Source organism: Oceanobacillus senegalensis, assembly GCF_900176885.1.
Taxonomy (GTDB): Bacteria; Bacillota; Bacilli; order Bacillales; family Amphibacillaceae; genus Oceanobacillus; species Oceanobacillus senegalensis.
The window spans coordinates 2,308,888-2,329,755 of record NZ_LT839648.1; the positions used below are offsets into that span (position 1 = coordinate 2,308,888).

A 20,868-nucleotide genomic window follows, 5' to 3' on the forward strand; every position below is an offset into this window, starting at 1 on the left:
TAACTATAATAATGGTTATTGGAAGGAGGAGAAGTCTACTCCTTGAAAATAAAAATCAATTTTCTAACGAAGATGTAATACTGACCTGGTCTTCCTTGTCCTGTGGGAATAGCATGCGCCTAAACACTCCGAAGCGGTGGTCTTCCGCTATGGAGGTTCAAACCATGCCCATAGGTTCGCGACTGAATGTAGTGGAAACTAATGTCAATTAAAAAGCAGTCAGCTAAAAAATCGACCGAGTTAGTGTGCTTCATCTTTCTACTGCGTAATAAAAACCAACAAAGTGTACTAAAGAAACATTCAAAAAGACAAAATAAAAACCCCGTATTGACCGTTTGGTCTGATACGAGGTTTTTTATATGAACAATTTAACCTTCTAATAATAATGTTTCAGGATCTTCTAGCATTTCTTTAATACGAACTAGGAAACTTACTGCTTCCTTACCATCAACAATACGATGATCATAAGATACTGCTAAATACATCATTGGACGAACTTCAATGGAATCGTCTGGCATAACTACTGCACGTTTTTGAATGCTATGCATACCCAGGATACCAACTTGTGGCGCATTTAGAATTGGTGTGGACATCATGGAACCAAAAATACCACCATTTGTGATAGAGAATGTTCCACCTTGTAGGTCACTTAATCCTAGCTTATTATCACGTGCTTTTTTACCAAGATTAGCAATTTCTTGTTCGATTCCCGCAAACGTTAAGCGGTCCGCATCACGTACTACCGGTACCACTAATCCATCATCCGTTGATACAGCAATACCAATATCATAGAATTTTTTAATAACTAGCTCATTACCTTGAATTTCCGCATTAAGTAGTGGGAATTCTTTCAATGCGCCTACTACTGCCTTTGTAAAGAATGACATAAATCCAAGTTTCACGCCATGTTTTTCAAGGAATTTATCTTTTCTCTGTTTCCGTAAATTCATAATTGCTGACATATCTACTTCATTGAAAGTGGTTAACATGGCAGATTCTTGTTGAACGGAAACTAGGTTTTTCGCTATCGTTTGACGTCGACGTGTCATTTTCACACGCTCCACCGGTTTGTCAAATTCCTTTTTAGCTGGTGCTGGATTTTCTTTCTTAGCAGGCTTTTCTTGCTTTGGCGCAGATGCTGCCTGTGCTGCTGCCTCTACATCATCTGGACGAACACGACCTAATGGATCACGTGGACTTACTGCACTCAAATCGATATTTAACTCACGAGCACGTTTTCTTGCTGCAGGTGTTGCAATAACGTCTACATTAGTATTGTTTGATTCTTCCGTTTCAGTAGATTCTGGTTTCGATTCTTCTGCCCCAGCTTTAGCCTCATCTTTCTTAGGCGCTTCTTCTGCAGGTGCAACAGATCCGGCAGTACCATTTTCATCTATTTTACCGATGACGTCACCAACTGCCACGTCATCACCTTCATCTTGAAGAATTTCAGTAATAACGCCTGAAAAGTCGGAGTTCACCTCAACATTTACTTTATCTGTCTCTAATTCTACAATTGCATCTCCTTTTTCAACTTTATCACCTTTTTTTACTAGCCATTCTGCAATAGTACCTTCTGTGATGGATTCTGCGAGTTCTGGAATTTTAATTTCTTGCACTGGAATTTCCTCCTTCAGGGTTAATAGCTTGTTGTAAAATTTCATTTTGTTCATATTTATGAATACTAGGTAAACCAACTGCTGGTGCCGAGCGATCTGGACGGCCAATGTAACGTAATTTTTGTCCATCCTTCATAAGTTCTCTTAAGTAATCATCTACAAAATCCCATGCACCCATATTTTTTGGTTCTTCCTGAATCCAAACAATTTCCTCAAGTTCTGGAAGTTCTTTTAATATATTTTCTAATTCCTTTTTAGGGAATGGATAAATTTGTTCAAGTCGTAATACACGTAACCAATCAAAGTTTTCTTCAGAATTATCCATTGCTTCTTCTAAATCAACCATAATCTTTCCACTTCCGATTAGGAGACGTTTTGCTGTTTTATTAACTTTTAAATTTGGTTGATTTCTTAAAGTCTGGAAGCTAACATCTGTAAATTCTTCAGCAGTAGATGCCATTCTTGGATTACGAATCATGCTACTCTTCGGTGTCATTACAATAAGTGGTCTAGCTATATTATCTTCACCTAATTTCGCCTGTCTGCGCATTAAATGGAAGAATTGTGCAGATGATGACGGGTAAGCAATAATCCAGTTGTTTTCTGCCGCCATTTGTAAAAATCTTTCTAGGCGTGCACTAGAATGTTCTGGCCCCTGTCCTTCATAGCCATGTGGTAACAACATAGCTAGATTTGATTTGTCACCCCACTTGGCACGAGCAGAGGAGATAAATTGGTCAAACATTACCTGTGCAACATTGGCAAAATCTCCAAATTGAGCTTCCCAAATAACAAGTGTTTCCGGTGATTGAATGCTATATCCGTACTCAAATCCTAGCACTCCGACTTCTGAAAGTGGACTATTACGAATTTCAAAGGATGCATTTGCATCTTCAATACCATGTAATGGACAATATTTCTCACCAGTTTGCACATCGTTTAGCACCATGTGACGATGAGCGAATGTACCACGTTCTGTATCCTGACCAGTTATACGAATCGGAATACCTTCTTTTAGGATGGATGCATATGCTAAAGCTTCTCCTGTTCCCCAGTCAGCCTTATTGCCTTGTTCTAACGCATTCTCACGACGTTTTAGAACTCGTTCTGTTTTTTTAAATCCTTTAAATCCATCAGGTCGTTTTAATAAGTTTTTATTCAATGCTTTTAATGTATCTAAATCTACTGCAGTATCAAACTTATTTAATCCATTTTTTAAAATTTCCGGCATATATGGAGGTTCTAAATCTATATCTTCATTTTCAATCATTCCATTATAAATATCACGAAAACCCTTCTCCACTTTTTCTGTGATTTTTTTGAACTCACTTGATTCAATGTAACCATTTTTCTCAAGTGATTGAGCATAAACATTAGTCACAGAAGGATGTTGGTCAATATCTTGGTATAATCTCGGCTGTGTGGTCCTTGGTTCATCCATTTCATTATGACCATAGCGACGATATCCAACTAAGTCTATTAAGAAATCTTTATTGAATTTTTTACGATATTCATAAGCTATCTTCACAGCAGATACACAAGAAATAGGATCGTCTGCATTAACACGAATAATCGGAATTTCGAAACCTTTCGCCAAATCACTTGCATATCGTGTTGAACGACCATCTTCTCTGTCAGTTGTATAACCTAATAGGTTATTAGCTATAATATGAACAGTACCACCCGTATTATAGCCAGGCAATCCACTAAGGTTTAGCGTTTCAGCAACTACACCTTCTCCGATAAAGGCAGCATCCCCATGAATCAGAACACTGAATGCTTTATTCACATCACGTTTTGGTAACCCTTTTTCGTCACGACTATCTTGTGCGGCTCTTGTAAAACCTTCAACAATTGGGTTAACAAATTCTAAGTGAGAAGGATTATGTGCAAGTCTAACTCTAGTTATATCGCTTCCGTCTTTTACTTCTTTTTGTGCTCCGAAATGATATTTCACATCTCCAGTCCAACCATAATTAATCCCTCGTGAACCCTCAGATGGAATTAATTCTTTATTCGGTGAATAGTGAAACTCAGAAAAAATCTTATCGTATGGCTTTCCTAATACTTGCGCAAGAACAGCTAGACGACCTCTATGTGCCATTCCCATCATTATGTCTTCTACTTTATCTTCCTTACCATACTTAACAAGTTCTTCGAGCATCGGTACCATTACTTCTAACCCTTGAATAGAGAAACGCTTCTGACCAACAAATGTTTTGTGTAAGAACGTTTCAAAGCCTTCCACTTTCGCTAGGCTTTCTAGTAATTCTTTTCTTTCATCTTTAGATAATTCTAATCTAGCATTACCAGATTCAATTAATTCAAATAACCATTTTCTTTCATCATCATTATTAACATGATCATATTCATACGTCATTGTACCTGTATAATATTTTTTAAGTGTTTTAAATACATCTAATCCATTTTTCACATCAGCTGGAGCCTTATCCCAAATCCAAGAAGCAGGTAAATTCCTCAAGTCTTCTTCTGTTAATCCATAAGTTTCTGGATCAATTTCACTTGCTTTTGGGTTTCTATGTTGTCCTACTGGGTATATATTAGCTTCTAAATGACCGTAACGACGAATAGCCTCAACAAGTTTGAATGCTGAGGTAAGCTTTTGGACATCTAGATTTGGCGACACTACTGATGCCGCTGTTTTCTCATTATTTTCATTATCCTGAAATAGCCATTCAGGCGCACCATATTTATCGAAGATTCCTCTAATGGAAGGTTCGACAGTTTCTGGATCTTGTTTGTATAATTCGTATTGCTGTTCGACGTACCCCATATTAGGGCCATAAAACTGCTCCCAAAATCTCCTAGTGGACTCTTCCAATCCTACTACCACGATGATTACCCCCATAAAATACTTTACCCGTTTCATGTAAACGGTTAATGTTTTATATATTGCCCTTACCAAATAATATACCTCATTTTTAATGCATAAACAATATATATACCTGATATTTGTAAAGAAAATGAATTATCGTAATTACACCCTATATTCACGAAAACTTTAATATTTTTTCGATATTATATCAGAATTACCATTATTAGTTAACATAGAAACCATTTTGATTTATACTATAATGTAATAGGGGTGTCAATTGTATAATCAAAAGGAGGTATACATATGGGGTTAGCATTAATTTTAGGTGTAACTTTAGCTTTTCTTGTAGCAATCTTTTGCTCCGGATACGAATCAAAACCAGGAGTACCAAAGGATAACCAGTAAATAGGAAAGCGAAAGCGGCCGGTTAACGACGTACGAACTGGACTGAGCCGAAGGAGATAAAGCGAGTTGATGTTGACTTATCGTACGGAGGTGAAGGAAGTTACGCTAGTCGTTGGTCGCTTGAGCTAGATAAAAAAGCGAAAGCGAACGGTTAACGACCTACGTTAAACCAAAATAAACTAACTAAAAAACCGTCATGCTCTAACATGACGGTTTTTTATGTTAATTGTGGAAAGTTTTGCTGTCTTAGTGCCTCGTAAATAATTATCGCTGCTGTGTTTGATAAATTTAAAGAACGAACCTTATCGTTCATGTGGATACGCAAACAGTGATCTTCTTTGCCAACAAGCAAATCCTTTGGAATTCCATTTGTCTCTCTTCCAAATACAAAAAATATATCCTTATCTGTATTACTGAAATCATAATCTGTATAATGCTTTGTTCCAAAGTTCTCTATATAATAAAACTCGCCAGATGGATATCTTTCATATAGCTCTTCCATTGAGTTATACTCACGAACATCTACGTTTTTCCAATAATCCAATCCTGCACGACGAAGCATCTTATCATCAGTGGAAAAGCCTAGCGGATGAATCAAATGGAGGGTTGTATCTGTAGCTAAGCATGTTCTCCCAATATTTCCTGTATTTGCTGGAATCTCTGGTTGAAATAATACGACATGTAAACTCACTTTTTCATTCTCCTAACCATACTGGACGTGTTCAAGTTTATGTTTCACCTGAACACCTACATTTAATACAGTATTATTATATCACTTTTATTCACCGATTCGAAAAAATTTATATTGAATATCCGGTGTATATGCCGTTGAATCTTCATATGACCAATACCGATGCCTACTATTATCGGTATGGGCATTAACTAGGGGCATTCCATAACCATCCTTACTAACAACAATTGTATTATGATCCCATCTGCCATCACCTTGGAAATCATAACAAATTATATCCCCCGGTAATAAATCTTCGGGACTATCTACTTCTTTTCCCTTTAAACCTTCTGTCGATCCACTTAAATACCATCTTAGTGAATGGGCAACAGCCCAGCTAAAACTCCAGCTATCTCCGGAATACCACCAGCCACGTTCTCTTACCGGTGCACCTCGCATTGGCGCCCCACCAGCGTATAAGCATTGTGAGACATAATTCGTGCAATCCACGTCGAAGGTTCGAAATTCTGGATTATAACTATTCCACCATCGTTCTGCATACTGAACTGCTGCCCGACGATCATATGCGAAACGCTCTGAGTTACCATTACGAAGGTCATCCATATCTAGTATCCGCATTTCATCCCTTGAAAAATCCTTTTTTATTTCCTCATGCTCTACCACTTCTCCATCAACCATTCGAAATTGGTAAGGGACTACGGATTCCTCTAAATGAAAATGCTCCCCTTGTTTCACTAAGAAAGAGGTATGGAAGAAATACTTATAGTGTGTCTCTTGATCATACCGTACCTTTTGAAAAACTTCTCCTTTTCCTTGTGTACGTACAATCTCTCCATCTCTATTTTCCCACAGTTGTTTCTTTCGCGACCACCAATCATCTTCATTTCTTTCATTCTGAAAAAAATCAATCCACCATTGTTTTATTTTTTCCATAAAAAAATCCCTCCATGCAACATATATATGGAGAGAAGGCTTGGTTAACATCATTAAAGTAATAATAAAAAGGCTGCCGCTACTAAAGTAGGAAGTGCAAAAATACCTATCATCGTCATCACACTTCCCCGCCTATGATGGTCTTCTTTTGTTTCTGTATAAAAATTAACTCTATGCTCAGGTCCACTAAGTAATACACCACGAAACAGTACACGAATTATAACGGCAACTAGACCAATACCTAATAGAAAAATTACCATATAACGCATAGTTACTTAAAAATGAGCCCAGATATTAATAATATAATAGATAAAGCATAGCTAATAAGAATTGCCTTTTCATTCCTTAACATCGTTTCGATTATCATTATTTTCATGATTTAATAGAAATTCTTTCTTATCCAGTCCACCATTGTAACCTACCATCTGTCCATTAGCACCAATTACCCGATGACATGGTACAACGATAGATAATGGATTTTTATTAACTGCTCCTCCTACCGCTCGTACTGCCTTTGGATTGCCTATTTTATTAGCAATATCCTTATAGGACTTGGTCGTGCCATATGGTATGAAATTATATAAAGCCTGCCACACTGCCTTTTGAAAGGGAGTGCCATAGAATTCAAGCTCTATTGAAAAAGTTTGTATCTCGTGGTGAAAATAGCGATTTAATTCCGTCGTTGCCTGTAAAACAGATTCTGGACTTTTCATAAATGTTGGCTTATCAAAATATCGATATGCCCACTTATATACGGATTCCTCTATATCTTCCATTGCTCCAAAGTCAATCCGAATCGTTTTTTCTCCATTACCAATAATAGTAAGCATACCTAAAGAAGATTTTATTTCATCATAATAAAGTTCCATATTATCACCTAACATTAATGCGGATTTGTGGACTTTTCAAATTCTAGCCCTTTCTCCATTTCAAACAAAACCTGTTCATCCTTTTCGTTTTCCATCGCTTCTCGAATGGCAACAAACGCCTCTTCTGTACCTATTTTCCCTAATGACCATGCCGCTGTACCACGAATAACAGGACGGGGGTCATTTTTCATGACTTCTATTATTTCCTCTATAGCTGTTTTATCTTTATAATGTGCAAGAGCAATCAAAGCATTACGTTGTAGCGGCTTTTTCCCTCGCCATGAACCAGAAATTGTACCAAACTTCTCTTTAAATTCACGATTGGAGATTCGAAGCATTGGAATAAGCTTCGGTTTCGATACTTCAGGGTCTGGTTCAAATTCTGGATGCGTGTGAAAATCCATTCCTTTATTCTTCGGACAAACCTGCTGACATGTATCACAGCCATATACTCGGTTCCCAAGTTTAAACCGATATTCATCCTCTAAAAATCCCTTCGTTTGAGTTAGAAAAGCAATGCAACGCTGAGCATTTAATTGACCACCATCACCAACTAATGCTCCAGTTGGACAAGCATCTAAACATTTTCTACAATCACCACAGCTATCCTCTACAGGGGCATCCGGTATAAATGGAATATTAGTCATCATTTCACCAAGGTACACAAAAGACCCAAATTCAGGTGTAATAATGGATGTATTTTTACCACTAAAACCTATCCCAGCTCGCTCTGCAACTGCTCGGTCAGATAATTCTCCTGTATCAACCATGATTTTATTAATAGCATCTGGTACTCTTTCTTTAATAAATTCAGATAGCTTTGCTAACCGGTCACGCAATACATCGTGATAATCCAATCCCCATGATGCTCTAGCAAATAATCCGCGACGTTCTTCTTTCGTACTCCTTGGAGCATTTTTCATTCGGGAAGGATATGCGAGAGCAATCGATATGATGGATTGTGCTTCTGGAAGCAAACGTTTTGGCTCCGTACGTTCTTCATTTGTCCCTTTTTCAAATCCGGACTGATAATTTAATTCTTGTTGACGGCGTAAGCGTTCCTTAAGCTCGCTAAAAACATCTGCAGTTGCAAAACCAATCTTATCAATGCCAATTTCCTTCGCGTAGTCCCTAATTTCTTGTTGTAATTCTTCCGTACGCACTCCTATCCCCTCCTTCTTATTTACTCTTAACTTTTCCAGTACGCATCCGGTTAAATACAGCAGCAATTTCATATTTCCTTGGTCTAGCAAGGTCCCCTGGATGCTGATCATTAAATATCGTAAATGAAGCAAGACCATCTTTATCAAATTGCTCCTCAATTTTCTCCATTAAATCATTTAAAGAGATATTTCCTAAACTCTTTTTTCGATCTAAATACTGAATAATTTCTGCAATCATACGTGTTTGGGATGCATCAACAAGCTGTTCCGTATATTCAAAGGATATATCATTTTTTCCCATGATGATTTTATACAATCCTTTTGCTTGGGTTTTGCTACGTTTGCCTTTAGTAGTCTGTAAGGATTGTTGCTGAAAATAGCGATTGGTGATTTGCCCAAATCTTTCACTAATTACTTCATCACGCTCTAGAGGGTCTTTTTTCATAATCTGCATCGCTTTTTCTGTTACATTATGCGGAATGTATTCATCCATCATGATCACGGTATCCGCCACAGCAAAGTAATCGCCGGAACCACCCATTACAAGAATAGAAGATACATCTAGCTGTGTATACATTTGTTTTATCTTATCAATGAACGGTGTAATAGGTTCTTTTTCGCTTTTCACCAATTGTTGCATCCTGTGATCACGAATCATAAAATTGGTTGCACTTGTGTCTTCATCAATAAGTAATGTGGAGGCACCAATTTCCAATGCTTCCATCACATTTGCCGCTTGTGATGTACTTCCACTAGCATTGTCTGTAGTGAAAAAAGATGTTTCCTGCCCATGTGGCAAATTATTAATAAATGGTGAGATGTTCACACCACTTATTTTTCTTCCATCCTCTGCACGAATTTTCACAGCGTCCGGGTCTGTTAAAACAAACTCACGACCATCTCCTCTTGTATGAGAATAGACACCACGCTCAACCGCTTCAAGGAAAGTACTTTTCCCATGATATCCCCCGCCAACAATTAAGGTAATGCCTTTTTGGATTGCCATTCCTTTGATTGATTCTGATTGATGTGGCAAAGGAATCTCTACTTCATTTTCTGATGGACTATGGAAAGGTACCGCATTCTCTAATGGCCGATTACTAATCCCACTTTCTCTCGGTAAAATAGAACCATTTGCAATAAAAGCAATCCAATTATTTGCTTTCATTTCGTTACGAATGGCTTCCTGCTGGTCAGCCAACTTAAAAGCTTTTTCTAACTCATAATCACTTACCGTAAATACAGACTGCTTTACAATAGAAGGAATAGCTTTTGAAAAAAGTTTCTCTGCCTCTCTGCCATTAATTCTTCTTCCATTAGCAGGAAGCCCTACAGACATACATACCGTTATCGTTTCTGGAGTAATTTGAATCGCACTCCGCTCCAAAACTTCTTGTCCTGGACTATCAAAAAGAATTTGGCCACTTTTTCCAGATCCCTTAATAAAGGTATGATCCCTATCGATTGCCTGTCCCACCGCCCGTGCAAAAGCATCTTCAACTGCTACTTTTCGTTGCTTCGTTTTTAGCCACTCATCATGAATAGGCCGTTTTTTATTGAAAATCACAATCCGTATCTTGGAAGGCGTTGCAAACGGATCTCCTTGAACATAATCTATAAATAAGGAAAAATTAGGATATTGATACTTCCCTTGTATCCCTTTATATCCTTTATATCCTTTATTATCTAATTGTTTTAGTTGTTGAATAAGTTTGTTCATAAAATATCCCTCAAATTTCTTGTGGTTTATTCTATTAGAATACTACGGGGGAAATAGTAAATTCAAGTGAAGGAATATATTAGAAGTTTTATTGAAAAATAAAAACGCAACGCTTCGTAGCCAATTCTACAAAACACTGCGCTTGTGACTTATGTATGGAGCGGGTGAAGGGAATTGAACCCTCGACATCAGCTTGGAAGGCTGAGGTTTTACCACTAAACTACACCCGCATCAGAAATATAATTATTCAATTTACAATATCACGAACAACATGCCCCTCCATCTGCTAGCTTTTTCAAAGATGATTCGTGCTTCGGGGCAACTCGTAGCTTATTCGGTGGAAGTGACGCTCGTGGCTGAGGTTTTACCACTAAACTACACCCGCATGGGAAATATAATCATTTATTTTAAAATACCACGAACAACATGCCCCTCCATCTGCTAGCCTTTTCAGGGATGATTCGTGCTTCGGGGCAACTCGTAGCTTATTCGGTGGAAGTAACGCTCGTGGCTGAGGTTTTACCACTAAACTACACCCGCATAGGAAATATAATCATTCAATTTACAATATCACGAACAACATGCCCCTCCATCTGCTAGCTTTTTCAAAGATGGTTCGTGCTTCGGGGCAACTCGTAGCTTATTCGGTGGAAGTAACGCTCGTGGCTGAGGTTTTACCACTAAACTACACCCGCATAGGAAATATTAATTATATCACTACTTTATTTGGTAACAAAATTAATTATAGCAAGTAAGTTTTAATAATTCAAGGGGATTTTCTACATTTTTTTACACTTATTTTGTTTTATTTGCTTTTTGCTGTCGTTTTTATTTATTTAGAAATTTAGGAAAATACCATTTACAATGCTAGACAATCGATATACACTAGACTTATTCAGGGAGGGAAAAAAATGACTGTTTATCCTATTACTTTAACAGAATCTAAATTTATGCATAAAGACCTCTTAAAATATCCTTTTGAAGAACGTGGTCTACAATTTGGTGACGGTATATATGAAGTGATTCGTATTTATCAAGGAAGCTACTATTTATTCGAAGAGCATGTTGATCGTTTATTCCGATCAGCTGATGCTATTAAATTAGAACTTCCATATACGAAACAAGAAATGAAAGATTTATTGCTAGAATTACTAACCAAAAATGATATGAAAACAGATGGTAAACTATACATTCAAGCAACTCGTGGTTCAGCACCTCGTGACCACGCCTTTCCAGTGGGAGTAAAATCAAATATATACGCTTATTTAAATGATCTACCACGTAATTTAGATCACCTTACAAACGGTGTAAAAACCATTACTCAACGTGATGTTCGCTGGGAAAATTGTTTTATAAAAAGTTTAAACTTACTCCCAAACGTCTTGGCAAAGCAAGAAGCAAAAGAGAACGGTTGCTATGAAGCTATTTTACACAGAGAAGGAAAGGTTACAGAGTGCAGTAGTTCCAATGTATATTTAGTTAAAGATGGAAAAGTTTATACCCATCCAACTAAAAATAATATTCTTCATGGTTGTGTAAGGATGGCCGTTGAACGCTTTACGACGGACCTAAATATTCCGTTAATAGAGGAAGCATTTACCTTAGATGACATATCCAGTGCGGATGAAATGTTCCTAACGAGTAGTACATCAGAAGTTTTATCTGTTGTTCAAGTAGATAAAACAACCATTGGAAACGGAAGACCAGGTAACATCACAAAACAACTACTAGCAGCATATGAAAAGGATGCTAACATCAAAAACCCTATACAAGCCTAATAATGAAGAGTGACCATTTGGTATGGTTACTCTTTTTCTGGTTAACCTTGGTTCCCTAGTCATTGGTGACACTCCACTCCATCCTAATCTCAAACTACTACTTGTTTTCCTTTTTACTTATCGGCGGTCCTCCTGATTTAGCAGCATTCCTCTCTACTTTATAGACCCACTATCAAGACAAAAAACGAGGGCTCATCACCCTCGTATAAACTATATTATTACTTTTTGACTATCTAGATAAGCTTGTAAGGAAAGTGTGCGTTCTTCACTTTCTTCTTTGCTGTTATAGCAATCAAACATAGCTTGAAGTGTTTCCAAACTTGTAAAATATGGTGTTTGATAACGTACTGCTAATTCACGAATAAAAAAGCCGATTTTCTCTTTTTCTCTTCCCTGATTCGCTATATTTAATACAACATCCGGTGCATTACTTTGCCAATAATGGAGCAATTCATTCTTACTACGTAACGTTTGTTTTACCGAAATGTCTTTCGATTCTAGAAATTTAGCAGTTCCTTCTGTTGCTATAATGGTTGTACCTAACTCCATAAATTGACGAACAAGTGGCACACTCTCTTCCTTTAATCGGTCCGAAATAGAAACAAAGATCTGTTTTACTTGTTGTAAATTCCCCATATAAGATGATACTTTTCGTAATGCTTCATTTTCAGAGAAGCCTATTCCAATAATTTCTCCGGTAGATTTCATTTCTGGGCCTAGTACATGGTCGACTCCTTTTAACTTACTTGCAGAGAACACAGGTGCCTTCACTGTATAATAACTAGGTTCTGTCAGAAGATTAAATTCATCCGTTATCTGTTTTAATTCTTCCCCAAGTTGAGTCTTTACGGCCCATTCAATCATCGGAATACCTGTAGTCTTACTCATGATTGGGATTGTTCTCGATGATCTCGGATTAACTTCTAAAACGTAAATAGTATCATCATGAATGACAAACTGAATATTCATCATACCAACAATCGGAACGGTTTGGCTAATCTGACGAGCAATTTCTACCAATCTATCCTTTATTTCATCCGACAAGGATACCGGAGGAAATACACTCATACTGTCACCGGAATGGACCCCTGCTTTTTCAATATGCTCAAAAATTCCTGGAACCACGATATCCCTTCCATCACTGATGACATCAATCTCACATTCTATTCCTGGTAAGTATTGATCTATCAGCAATGGCCAGCAGTAATCATTGGTATCTTTCTGGATACGTGATACATAACCATATAATTCCTTTTCACTATTGCATATAAACATCGATTGCCCTCCAATTACATAAGAAGGACGTATTAAAACTGGAAATCCAAGTTCATATGCGGATTCAGAGAGTTCATCTAAAGAGTGTACAATATGGCCTTCAATGTGAGGTATATTTAATCGATTTAATACCTCATAAAACTGTTCCCTATCCTCCATCTGATCAATATGTTCAGGTAATGTACCAAAAACATGGATCCCTTCTTCTTTTAAATCATTTGCTAAATTAATTGCCGTTTGTCCACCAAACTGAATGAGCACACCCTCAACTTGCTCTTTTTCAATTACTGCAAGTACATCCTCAAGAGCCAATGGTTCAAAGTAGAGGCGGTCTGCAATCGAATAATCCGTACTAACGGTTTCGGGATTATTGTTCATTACCACAGCTTCATATCCCATTTCTTTCACTGCCCAGGTAGCATGTACAGAGCAATAATCAAATTCTACCCCTTGCCCTATTCGAATAGGACCTGAACCTAATACGAGAATTTTCTTGGACTCCTTATCCAATTCAACCTCGTCATTTCCATTCCAAGTGGAGTAATAATAAGGTGTAACTGCATCAAATTCTCCAGCACATGTATCTACTAATTTATACCCCGATTCTAAACCTATTTCCTTATAATGTTTACGTAAGGTTCTACTACTCGTTCCTACCAATTCAGCAATACGGTTATCACTTATGTTAAAGCGCTTCGCCATACGCAGTAAGTCATCAGGAACATTTGGCCAGTTATACGAATAAAGGTTTTTCTCACATTCTAGAATCCTTTCGATTTTTCGTAAAAACCAATAATTAATATTAGTAAGTTGAATGATTTTATCCAAACCTAATCCACGATTAAATGCTTCTGCAATAGCAAATAGACGTAAATCATTCGGAACAGACAGTAGCTCTATTATTTCATTGGTTGTTTTTTCATTCATTCCAGGCCAATTTAAACTATATACATTCATTTCTAAGGAGCGGATAGCTTTATTTAATGCCGCTTCGAAAGTACGATCAATCGCCATAACTTCCCCTGTTGCTTTCATTTGTGTACCGAGCGTCCTGTCTGCTTCCGTAAATTTATCAAATGGAAAGCGTGGAAGCTTGACAACGATATAGTCCACAACTGGCTCAAATGATGCATATGTATTACCAGTAATTGGATTTAAAATTTCATCTAAATGGTGGCCAATTGCACATTTGGCTGCTATCCTAGCAATGGGATAGCCTGTTGCTTTGGAGGCTAATGCGGAGGATCTACTAACCCTTGGGTTTACCTCAATAATGCAATATTCATTTGATTCTGGATGAAGAGCAAATTGGATATTACATCCGCCAACAACTTTTAATGCACGAATTACTTTTAATGAAGAGGTACGTAGCATTTGATATTCTGTATCAGAAAGGGTTTGTGCTGGTGCAACAACTATGGAATCTCCCGTATGTACTCCAACAGGATCCATATTTTCCATACTACATATAATGACACATGTGTCATTTTCATCACGCATCACTTCAAATTCTATTTCTTTCCAGCCTTTTATACTCTTTTCCACTAACACTTGATGTATTGGGCTTAGTTTTAATCCATTGTTTAATAGAGTAATAAATTCTTCTTCATTATAGGCAAAACCGCCACCTTCTCCACCTAATGTATAGGCAGGTCGTAGTATAACCGGATAGCCAATTTCTTTAATAAATTCTAGACCATCTTCCATCGATTCTACAATTTTAGATTCTGCGATTGGCTCATCAATATCAATCATAAGCTTACGGAATTTATCACGGTCTTCTCCTTTTTGAATAGAAGAAACCGAACTACCTAGAAGTTTCACACCATATTTGTCGAGAATTCCTTTTTCATGCAGCTGGACTGTCAAATTTAATCCTGTTTGCCCTCCAAGTGTTCCGATGAGCCCATCTGGTTTTTCCTTGGCTATTATTTTTGCCAAAGAAGGGACAGTAAGAGGCTCCATGTATACATGATCAGCAATGGATTCATCTGTCATAATCGTTGCAGGGTTATTGTTTACAAGTACGACTTCTATTCCCTCTTCTTTTAATGCAAGACAGGCTTGTGTACCTGCATAATCAAATTCTGCTGCTTGCCCGATAACGATTGGACCAGACCCGATTACTATAACCTTTTTTAATGGATTATGCTTCGACATATTTATTCCCTCCCGAAGTAATCACCTGATGAATAAAATCAATATAAATATATTCGGTATCAGTAGGTCCCGGGTGTGCTTCAGGATGAAATTGTACCGACAGAACAGGAAGTTGAATATGTTTCATTCCCTCGACAGATTGATCATTAACATTTTTATACAACACTTCAAATTCCTCCGTGTCTATACTATCCTCTACAACGACATATCCATGATTTTGTGAAGTCATACTTACTTTACCTGAATGTATATCTTTTACAGGGTGATTATCCCCACGATGACCAACAGATAGTCTTTTTGTTTTCGCTCCGTACGCTAGTGCAATCAATTGATGTCCAAGGCTGATTCCAAGTGTCGGATATTTTTCCGTTAATTGGCGTACTGTTGGGAGAAATTCCTCTAATTCCTTTGGATTTCCTGGACCATTACTAAGTAAAATTCCATCCGGATGAAGTAGTTCAATCTCAGCAAATGTTGTATGATAAGGAACAATGGTAACTTTACAATTTTCCTTTAATAATGCTTGTAGGATCGAGCTTTTATATCCAAAATCAACTAGCACTACATGGTAAGCACCATTTCCATACGTTTCCGACTTTTGAACCGATACTTCTTTAACTAGAGAAAGTGTATCTGCTTCCTTCCATTCACCAATGTTGTCCTTTACCTTGACAATTTTCCCCTTTACGGATTTATGCTTACGAATGGCTTTAACCAGAGATCTTGTATCTACATTCACTAAGCCTGAAACATTCTTCTCTTTTAGGACATCTCCTAATGTTGCAGTTGATTGATAATGACTTGACTCATCACAAAGGTCGTTTAAAATGACACCGGAAAGAGAAACTTTTTCACTTTCGTTTCCCGTTTCATTCACTCCATTGTTTCCAATAATAGGAAAACTAAATGTTAAAATTTGACCAGCATATGACGGATCAGTCAGCATCGCCTGATATCCAGTCATGCTCGTATTAAACACAACTTCACCCTCAGATTCTATTTCTGGCCCTAACCAATCCCCAGTGAACTTTTCTCCCGTCTCTAATACGAGATACCCCTTTGTCATGATGTCATCCCCTCCGTTTCACTTAATAGCCCTTGAAACACCTCTACAAAATACTCCAATTCATCTTTGGTTGTCGTTAATGGAGGTAAAACTCTAAGCACATTTGCACCGGCTGCAAGTACTAAAATACCTTGATTTCTCAGTCTATTAATCCATGTTCCCGCTTCTTCGCATAGCTGAATTCCAATTAAAAGACCTAGCCCTCTTACTTCCTCAATAACTTGATGTGACTGCTCGAGTTTTTCCAATTCTACTCTAAGCCATGCACTTTTTTCCTGAACCTCTGCTAGAAAATCGTTTTGTGTCAGGAACTCAACGGTAGCAACTCCTGCGCTAGTAGACATTGGATTTCCTCCAAACGTACTTCCATGTGTACCCGGTTGAAAGGATTGTGCGACAGATGCCTTTGCCAGCATAGCTCCAATTGGGAACCCCGAGCCAAGTCCTTTTGCCAGGGTTATAACATCTGGTTCAATTCCATATTGTTCATGAGCAAATAGCGTACCCGTTCTCCCCATACCAGTTTGAACTTCATCCAACATGAGAAGAATATCGTTTTCCTTACAAACTTTTTCTAGCTCTTTTATCCAATTTTTAGTCGCTGGGAAGACGCCTCCCTCCCCTTGAATAAGCTCCAACAGGACAGCAGTGGTTTTCCCATTGTTTACTTCTTTTAATGTAGCAACGTCATTATATGGAAGGTAACGAAATCCTGGAGTTAGTGGGGTAAATCCTTGATGTATTTTTTCCTGACCAGTTGCAGCCATCGTAATCCCTGTACGCCCATGAAAGGATTGTTTAAATGTAACTATTTCAACACGTTCGGGATTTCCTTGATCCTTAGCATATTTTTTTGCGATTTTAATTGCAGCTTCGTTTGCCTCTGCACCACTATTACAGAAAAATACTTGATCAAATAAACTATTTTTCGTCAATAGAGATGCAAGCTTTTCTTGATTTGGTATGTGATAGAGATTGGAACAATGCCAAAGTGATTCGAATTGTTCATTTATTTTCTCTTTTACCATAGAAGGAACATGCCCAAGATTACACGTTGCGATACCTGAGGAATAATCTAAATATTTTTTTCCTTCGTCATCCCACACGTTGCTTCCTTTTCCTCTAACAAGTGTTAGTGGGAATCGTTTGTATGTATTCATAATTTTGGTTTCATTCGTTTCTACTGTATTAGGCATGTTGCACCTCTCCCTTCACTATTTTCGTTCCGACCACTTTTCCATTTAAATATTCCTTCAAATCTTCAGGGGCTAAACCATTAATAATAACCGTTTCTTTAACACCACCTGACAGTGCGTTAATAGCTGAGCGAACTTTTGGAATCATCCCTCCATATATCACACCAGACTCAATCATCGAATCGATTTTGTCTTTCGTTAATTTCGAATGAATGACTTGTTTATCTTCTATTGTTTCCATCACGCCTGGGATATCACTAACAAAAATCAGCCTTCCCTTTGTAGCACTTGCCACAGCTGCCGCAGCCATATCACCGTTAATGTTATAGCGCACACCTGATCCATCAATCCCAATAGGAGATACAACTGGAATCCCATCATTATTCATAATTAGGTTAAGCCAGTTTTCATTCACCTTCTTCACCTTACCAACGAACCCTAATTTTCCTGAAGAATCAACTGGCTCAGCCTCCAGTAATGATCCATCGACACCACTCATACCAAAGGCTGTTCCTCCAGCTTTCGTAATTTTTGTAACAATTCTTTTATTAATCGTTCCACTCATTACCATCTCCGCAATTTTTAGAACTTCTTCCGTTGTCACTCGTAACCCTTCAACAAATGGACTTTCAACTTGGGCCTGTTTCAGAGCTTGATTGATTTCAGGTCCCCCGCCATGAACTATTATTGGATTACAAATTTCGGATTGCTTTAGTTCATAAATAGACTGGAAAAAGCTATCAGGCAACTTCTCCATGACACTTCCGCCAATTTTTAATACAACCGTATCCATTCTCCTCACCTCACGTACGATATGAAGCATTTATTTTTACGTAATCATAAGTCAAATCGCAGCCCCAAGCTGTTGCTTGATGACTACCATTTTTCAAGTCAATATGAATGACTACTGTCTCCTCTTGTAAGTATTCACTCGCTTCCGATTCATCAAAGTAGGCGACATGACCCTCCTTAACAACCTCGATATCTCCAATCGAAATACAAATTTTGTCCGTTTCAATAGGCTGTTCACTATATCCAACTGCACATACAATCCGTCCCCAATTTGGATCTGCACCGTATATGGCTGTTTTTACTAAGTTAGAAGAAATAACAGCTTTCGATACTTGTTTTGCTGCAATTTCAGATGGAGCACCAATTGTATTCACTTCAACCAACTTTGTTGCGCCTTCCCCATCTCTAGCTATTTTCTTTGCTAGCTCTTCACTAACTAATTTCAGTGCATTCACAAACTGATCCCATTGTGCATGGTTTTCATTTAAAAGATTGTTTTCTTGCTTGCCATTAGCTAATACAAGCACCATATCATTCGTACTAGAATCGCCATCCACTGTGATCATATTAAAAGATTGATCAGTAATTTCTCTTAGCGCGTGTTGCAGGCTATTGGGATCAACTGCAGCATCTGTTGTCATAAATCCAAGCATGGTAGCCATATTCGGATGAATCATTCCAGATCCCTTAGCAGCACCACCAATCGTAATCGTTTTCCCATCAATTTCTGTTTGTACCGCAACATGTTTCGTAACCATATCTGTTGTTAAAATCGCCTGTTCAAAGTTTTCGGCAGAATGTAATTTATCATTTCCCATGGATTGCATTCCTTTGTGGATCTTTTCCATAGGTAGCATTTCACCAATAATTCCTGTCGATGCAACAGCAACATGATCTGTGTGAACATTCATTTTTTCTGCTGCCATCTTTTGCATTTCCAGGGCGTCCTTTATCCCTTGTTCTCCAGTAAAGGAATTAGCATTTGCGGAATTAACAACAATGGTCTGAATTAAATGTTCTTTTTCTAAACTTTTTTTCGTTACTTGGAGTGGTGCGGCCTGGAATGCATTCAATGTATAAACACCTGCCGCAGCTGCTGGAACATCGGAATGAAGCCAGCCAAAATCTAATCTTCTTTTTCTTAATCCACAATGAACGCCACCTGCTGTAAATCCTTTTGGACTAGTAACATGCCCATTTTTGAGAAGTTGGGTTGTCTTTTCTTTTGTAATCATCAACTTGCTTCACCCTTCCATTATGGATAAATTGGGATTTGATAAAGCCCGTGTTCTTCATCCCAGCCATTCATAAGATTTGCATTCTGTATCGCCTGCCCTGCCGCTCCTTTTACTAAATTATCAATAGCAGACACAACGATTAATTGATTTGTTCTTTCATCAACATGTAAGCCTATATCACAAAAATTACTTCCATATACTTCCTTCGTTGTTGGAAAACTACCTGCTTCTACGATTCGAATAAATGGGTGTGATTCATAATAAAATTGGTACATATTAATCACTTCGGCTGTTGTCATCTCTTTTTCCAAACGTCCATACATCGTACAAATCAAGCCACGTGTCATTGGAATCAGATGGGTTGTAAATGTTGTAGTTACCGGTTTATTTGCAATACCAGATAAGTACTGATCAATCTCTGGGATATGCTGATGCATACCAATCTTATACGGTTTCACATTTTCGTTCGTTCCCGAATAATGAGTCATTGGAGATTGTTTTCCACCTGCACCGGAAACGCCCGTTTTCCCATCAATAATAATAGTTTCTGTCGATATGATACGATGTTCAACTGCTGGAATCATCCCAAGTAAAGCCGAAGTTGGGAAACACCCTGGGTTTGAGAGGATTTTTGCATTTTTAATTTGTTCTTTATAAATCTCCGACAATCCATAAACGGCTTCATCCAATGTTGCTTGAGGTGCAGCATCTTTTTTGTACCATTTTTCATATTGTTCTTGTGATGATAGTCGCAAATCACCGGACAAATCAATACATTGTAAATGTGATTCCTGAAATTTTGGTACCAAATCCTTCGCGACTCCGGCTGGAGTTGCTAAAAAAACAATATCCACTTCTTCTTTTAATCTCTCAATATCTAATTCTTCCATTGGATTGTTAAAAAATTTAGTTAAATGTGGATAAATAGTTGCAATTTGTTCACCGTGCTGAGAATGAGAAATAATTTGTTTTACATGCATAAATTCATGCGTTTGAAGTAACCGAATTAATTCAATAGCACCATAACCCGTTCCACCTATAATCGCTACATTCTTCAATGTTTTTACTTCCTTTCGATTTTTTGAATTATTCATTATTATAGATTTATATAACTATTTATGCAAGTA

At 37.7% G+C, this 20,868-nt stretch carries 15 protein-coding genes and 1 tRNA gene; 1 reads left to right on the plus strand and 15 read right to left on the minus strand.

Features of this window, described 5'->3' with window-relative positions:
- Positions 1-368: 368 nt before the first annotated feature.
- The 9 genes from odhB to CAO17_RS11245 form a co-directional block, all read right to left on the minus strand.
- On the minus strand, positions 369-1,619 hold the full coding sequence (odhB, locus tag CAO17_RS11205) for a 2-oxoglutarate dehydrogenase complex dihydrolipoyllysine-residue succinyltransferase (RefSeq protein ID WP_085992842.1): 1,251 nt from the start codon (positions 1,617-1,619) through the stop codon (positions 369-371).
- Entirely contained in the window at positions 1,606-4,488 is a 2,883-nt protein-coding gene (locus tag CAO17_RS11210; protein ID WP_085994465.1) for a 2-oxoglutarate dehydrogenase E1 component, read from the minus strand. The genes odhB and CAO17_RS11210 overlap by 14 nt, the downstream gene beginning before the upstream one ends.
- A gap of 589 nt (positions 4,489-5,077) precedes the next feature.
- Positions 5,078-5,551, minus strand: coding sequence for a tRNA (uridine(34)/cytosine(34)/5-carboxymethylaminomethyluridine(34)-2'-O)-methyltransferase TrmL (gene trmL, locus CAO17_RS11215; RefSeq protein ID WP_085992843.1), 474 nt, complete (start codon positions 5,549-5,551; stop codon positions 5,078-5,080).
- Between the two features lie 87 nt (positions 5,552-5,638).
- Positions 5,639-6,484 (minus strand): amidase domain-containing protein, encoded by an 846-nt coding sequence (locus CAO17_RS11220; RefSeq protein ID WP_085992844.1) that lies wholly within the window; start codon positions 6,482-6,484, stop codon positions 5,639-5,641.
- A 53-nt stretch (positions 6,485-6,537) separates the two neighbouring features.
- On the minus strand, positions 6,538-6,744 hold the full coding sequence (locus CAO17_RS11225; RefSeq protein WP_085992845.1) for a DUF5316 family protein: 207 nt from the start codon (positions 6,742-6,744) through the stop codon (positions 6,538-6,540).
- A 78-nt stretch (positions 6,745-6,822) separates the two neighbouring features.
- The gene (locus CAO17_RS11230) at positions 6,823-7,368 is read right to left on the minus strand and encodes a methylated-DNA--[protein]-cysteine S-methyltransferase (protein ID WP_245831827.1); all 546 of its coding nucleotides are present in this window, start codon (positions 7,366-7,368) and stop codon (positions 6,823-6,825) included.
- A complete protein-coding gene (gene queG, locus CAO17_RS11235) occupies positions 7,368-8,516 on the minus strand; it encodes a tRNA epoxyqueuosine(34) reductase QueG (protein ID WP_143833747.1) in 1,149 nt (382 codons plus the stop codon). Before queG ends, CAO17_RS11230 begins: the two co-directional genes overlap by 1 nt.
- A gap of 16 nt (positions 8,517-8,532) precedes the next feature.
- Positions 8,533-10,236: an ABC-ATPase domain-containing protein gene (locus CAO17_RS11240; protein WP_085992848.1), complete on the minus strand. Its 1,704-nt coding sequence runs from the start codon at positions 10,234-10,236 to the stop codon at positions 8,533-8,535.
- Between the two features lie 156 nt (positions 10,237-10,392).
- Positions 10,393-10,466: transfer RNA gene (locus CAO17_RS11245), tRNA-Gly, on the minus strand.
- 681 nt (positions 10,467-11,147) lie between these two features.
- Between CAO17_RS11245 and dat the strand changes: the two genes are divergently transcribed.
- The gene (gene dat, locus CAO17_RS11250; RefSeq protein WP_085992849.1) at positions 11,148-12,014 is read left to right on the plus strand and encodes a D-amino-acid transaminase; all 867 of its coding nucleotides are present in this window, start codon (positions 11,148-11,150) and stop codon (positions 12,012-12,014) included.
- 210 nt (positions 12,015-12,224) lie between these two features.
- Here dat and carB read toward each other — a convergent pair whose 3' ends face one another.
- From carB to argC, 6 genes are read right to left on the minus strand one after another with little or no spacing between them, the layout of a single operon-like run.
- Positions 12,225-15,449, minus strand: coding sequence for a carbamoyl-phosphate synthase (glutamine-hydrolyzing) large subunit (gene carB, locus CAO17_RS11255; RefSeq protein ID WP_085992850.1), 3,225 nt, complete (start codon positions 15,447-15,449; stop codon positions 12,225-12,227).
- Positions 15,436-16,515 carry a carbamoyl phosphate synthase small subunit gene (locus CAO17_RS11260; protein WP_085992851.1) on the minus strand — a complete coding sequence of 360 codons (1,080 nt, stop codon included), beginning with the start codon at positions 16,513-16,515 and terminating at the stop codon, positions 15,436-15,438. Before CAO17_RS11260 ends, carB begins: the two co-directional genes overlap by 14 nt.
- On the minus strand, positions 16,512-17,711 hold the full coding sequence (locus tag CAO17_RS11265; protein ID WP_085992852.1) for an acetylornithine transaminase: 1,200 nt from the start codon (positions 17,709-17,711) through the stop codon (positions 16,512-16,514). Before CAO17_RS11265 ends, CAO17_RS11260 begins: the two co-directional genes overlap by 4 nt.
- Positions 17,704-18,504 (minus strand): acetylglutamate kinase, encoded by an 801-nt coding sequence (argB, locus tag CAO17_RS11270; protein ID WP_085992853.1) that lies wholly within the window; start codon positions 18,502-18,504, stop codon positions 17,704-17,706. Before argB ends, CAO17_RS11265 begins: the two co-directional genes overlap by 8 nt.
- Before the next feature lie 10 nt (positions 18,505-18,514).
- Positions 18,515-19,741 (minus strand): bifunctional ornithine acetyltransferase/N-acetylglutamate synthase, encoded by a 1,227-nt coding sequence (gene argJ / locus CAO17_RS11275; RefSeq protein ID WP_425435880.1) that lies wholly within the window; start codon positions 19,739-19,741, stop codon positions 18,515-18,517.
- 17 nt (positions 19,742-19,758) lie between these two features.
- Positions 19,759-20,835: an N-acetyl-gamma-glutamyl-phosphate reductase gene (gene argC, locus CAO17_RS11280; protein ID WP_245831828.1), complete on the minus strand. Its 1,077-nt coding sequence runs from the start codon at positions 20,833-20,835 to the stop codon at positions 19,759-19,761.
- Positions 20,836-20,868: the final 33 nt, after the last annotated feature.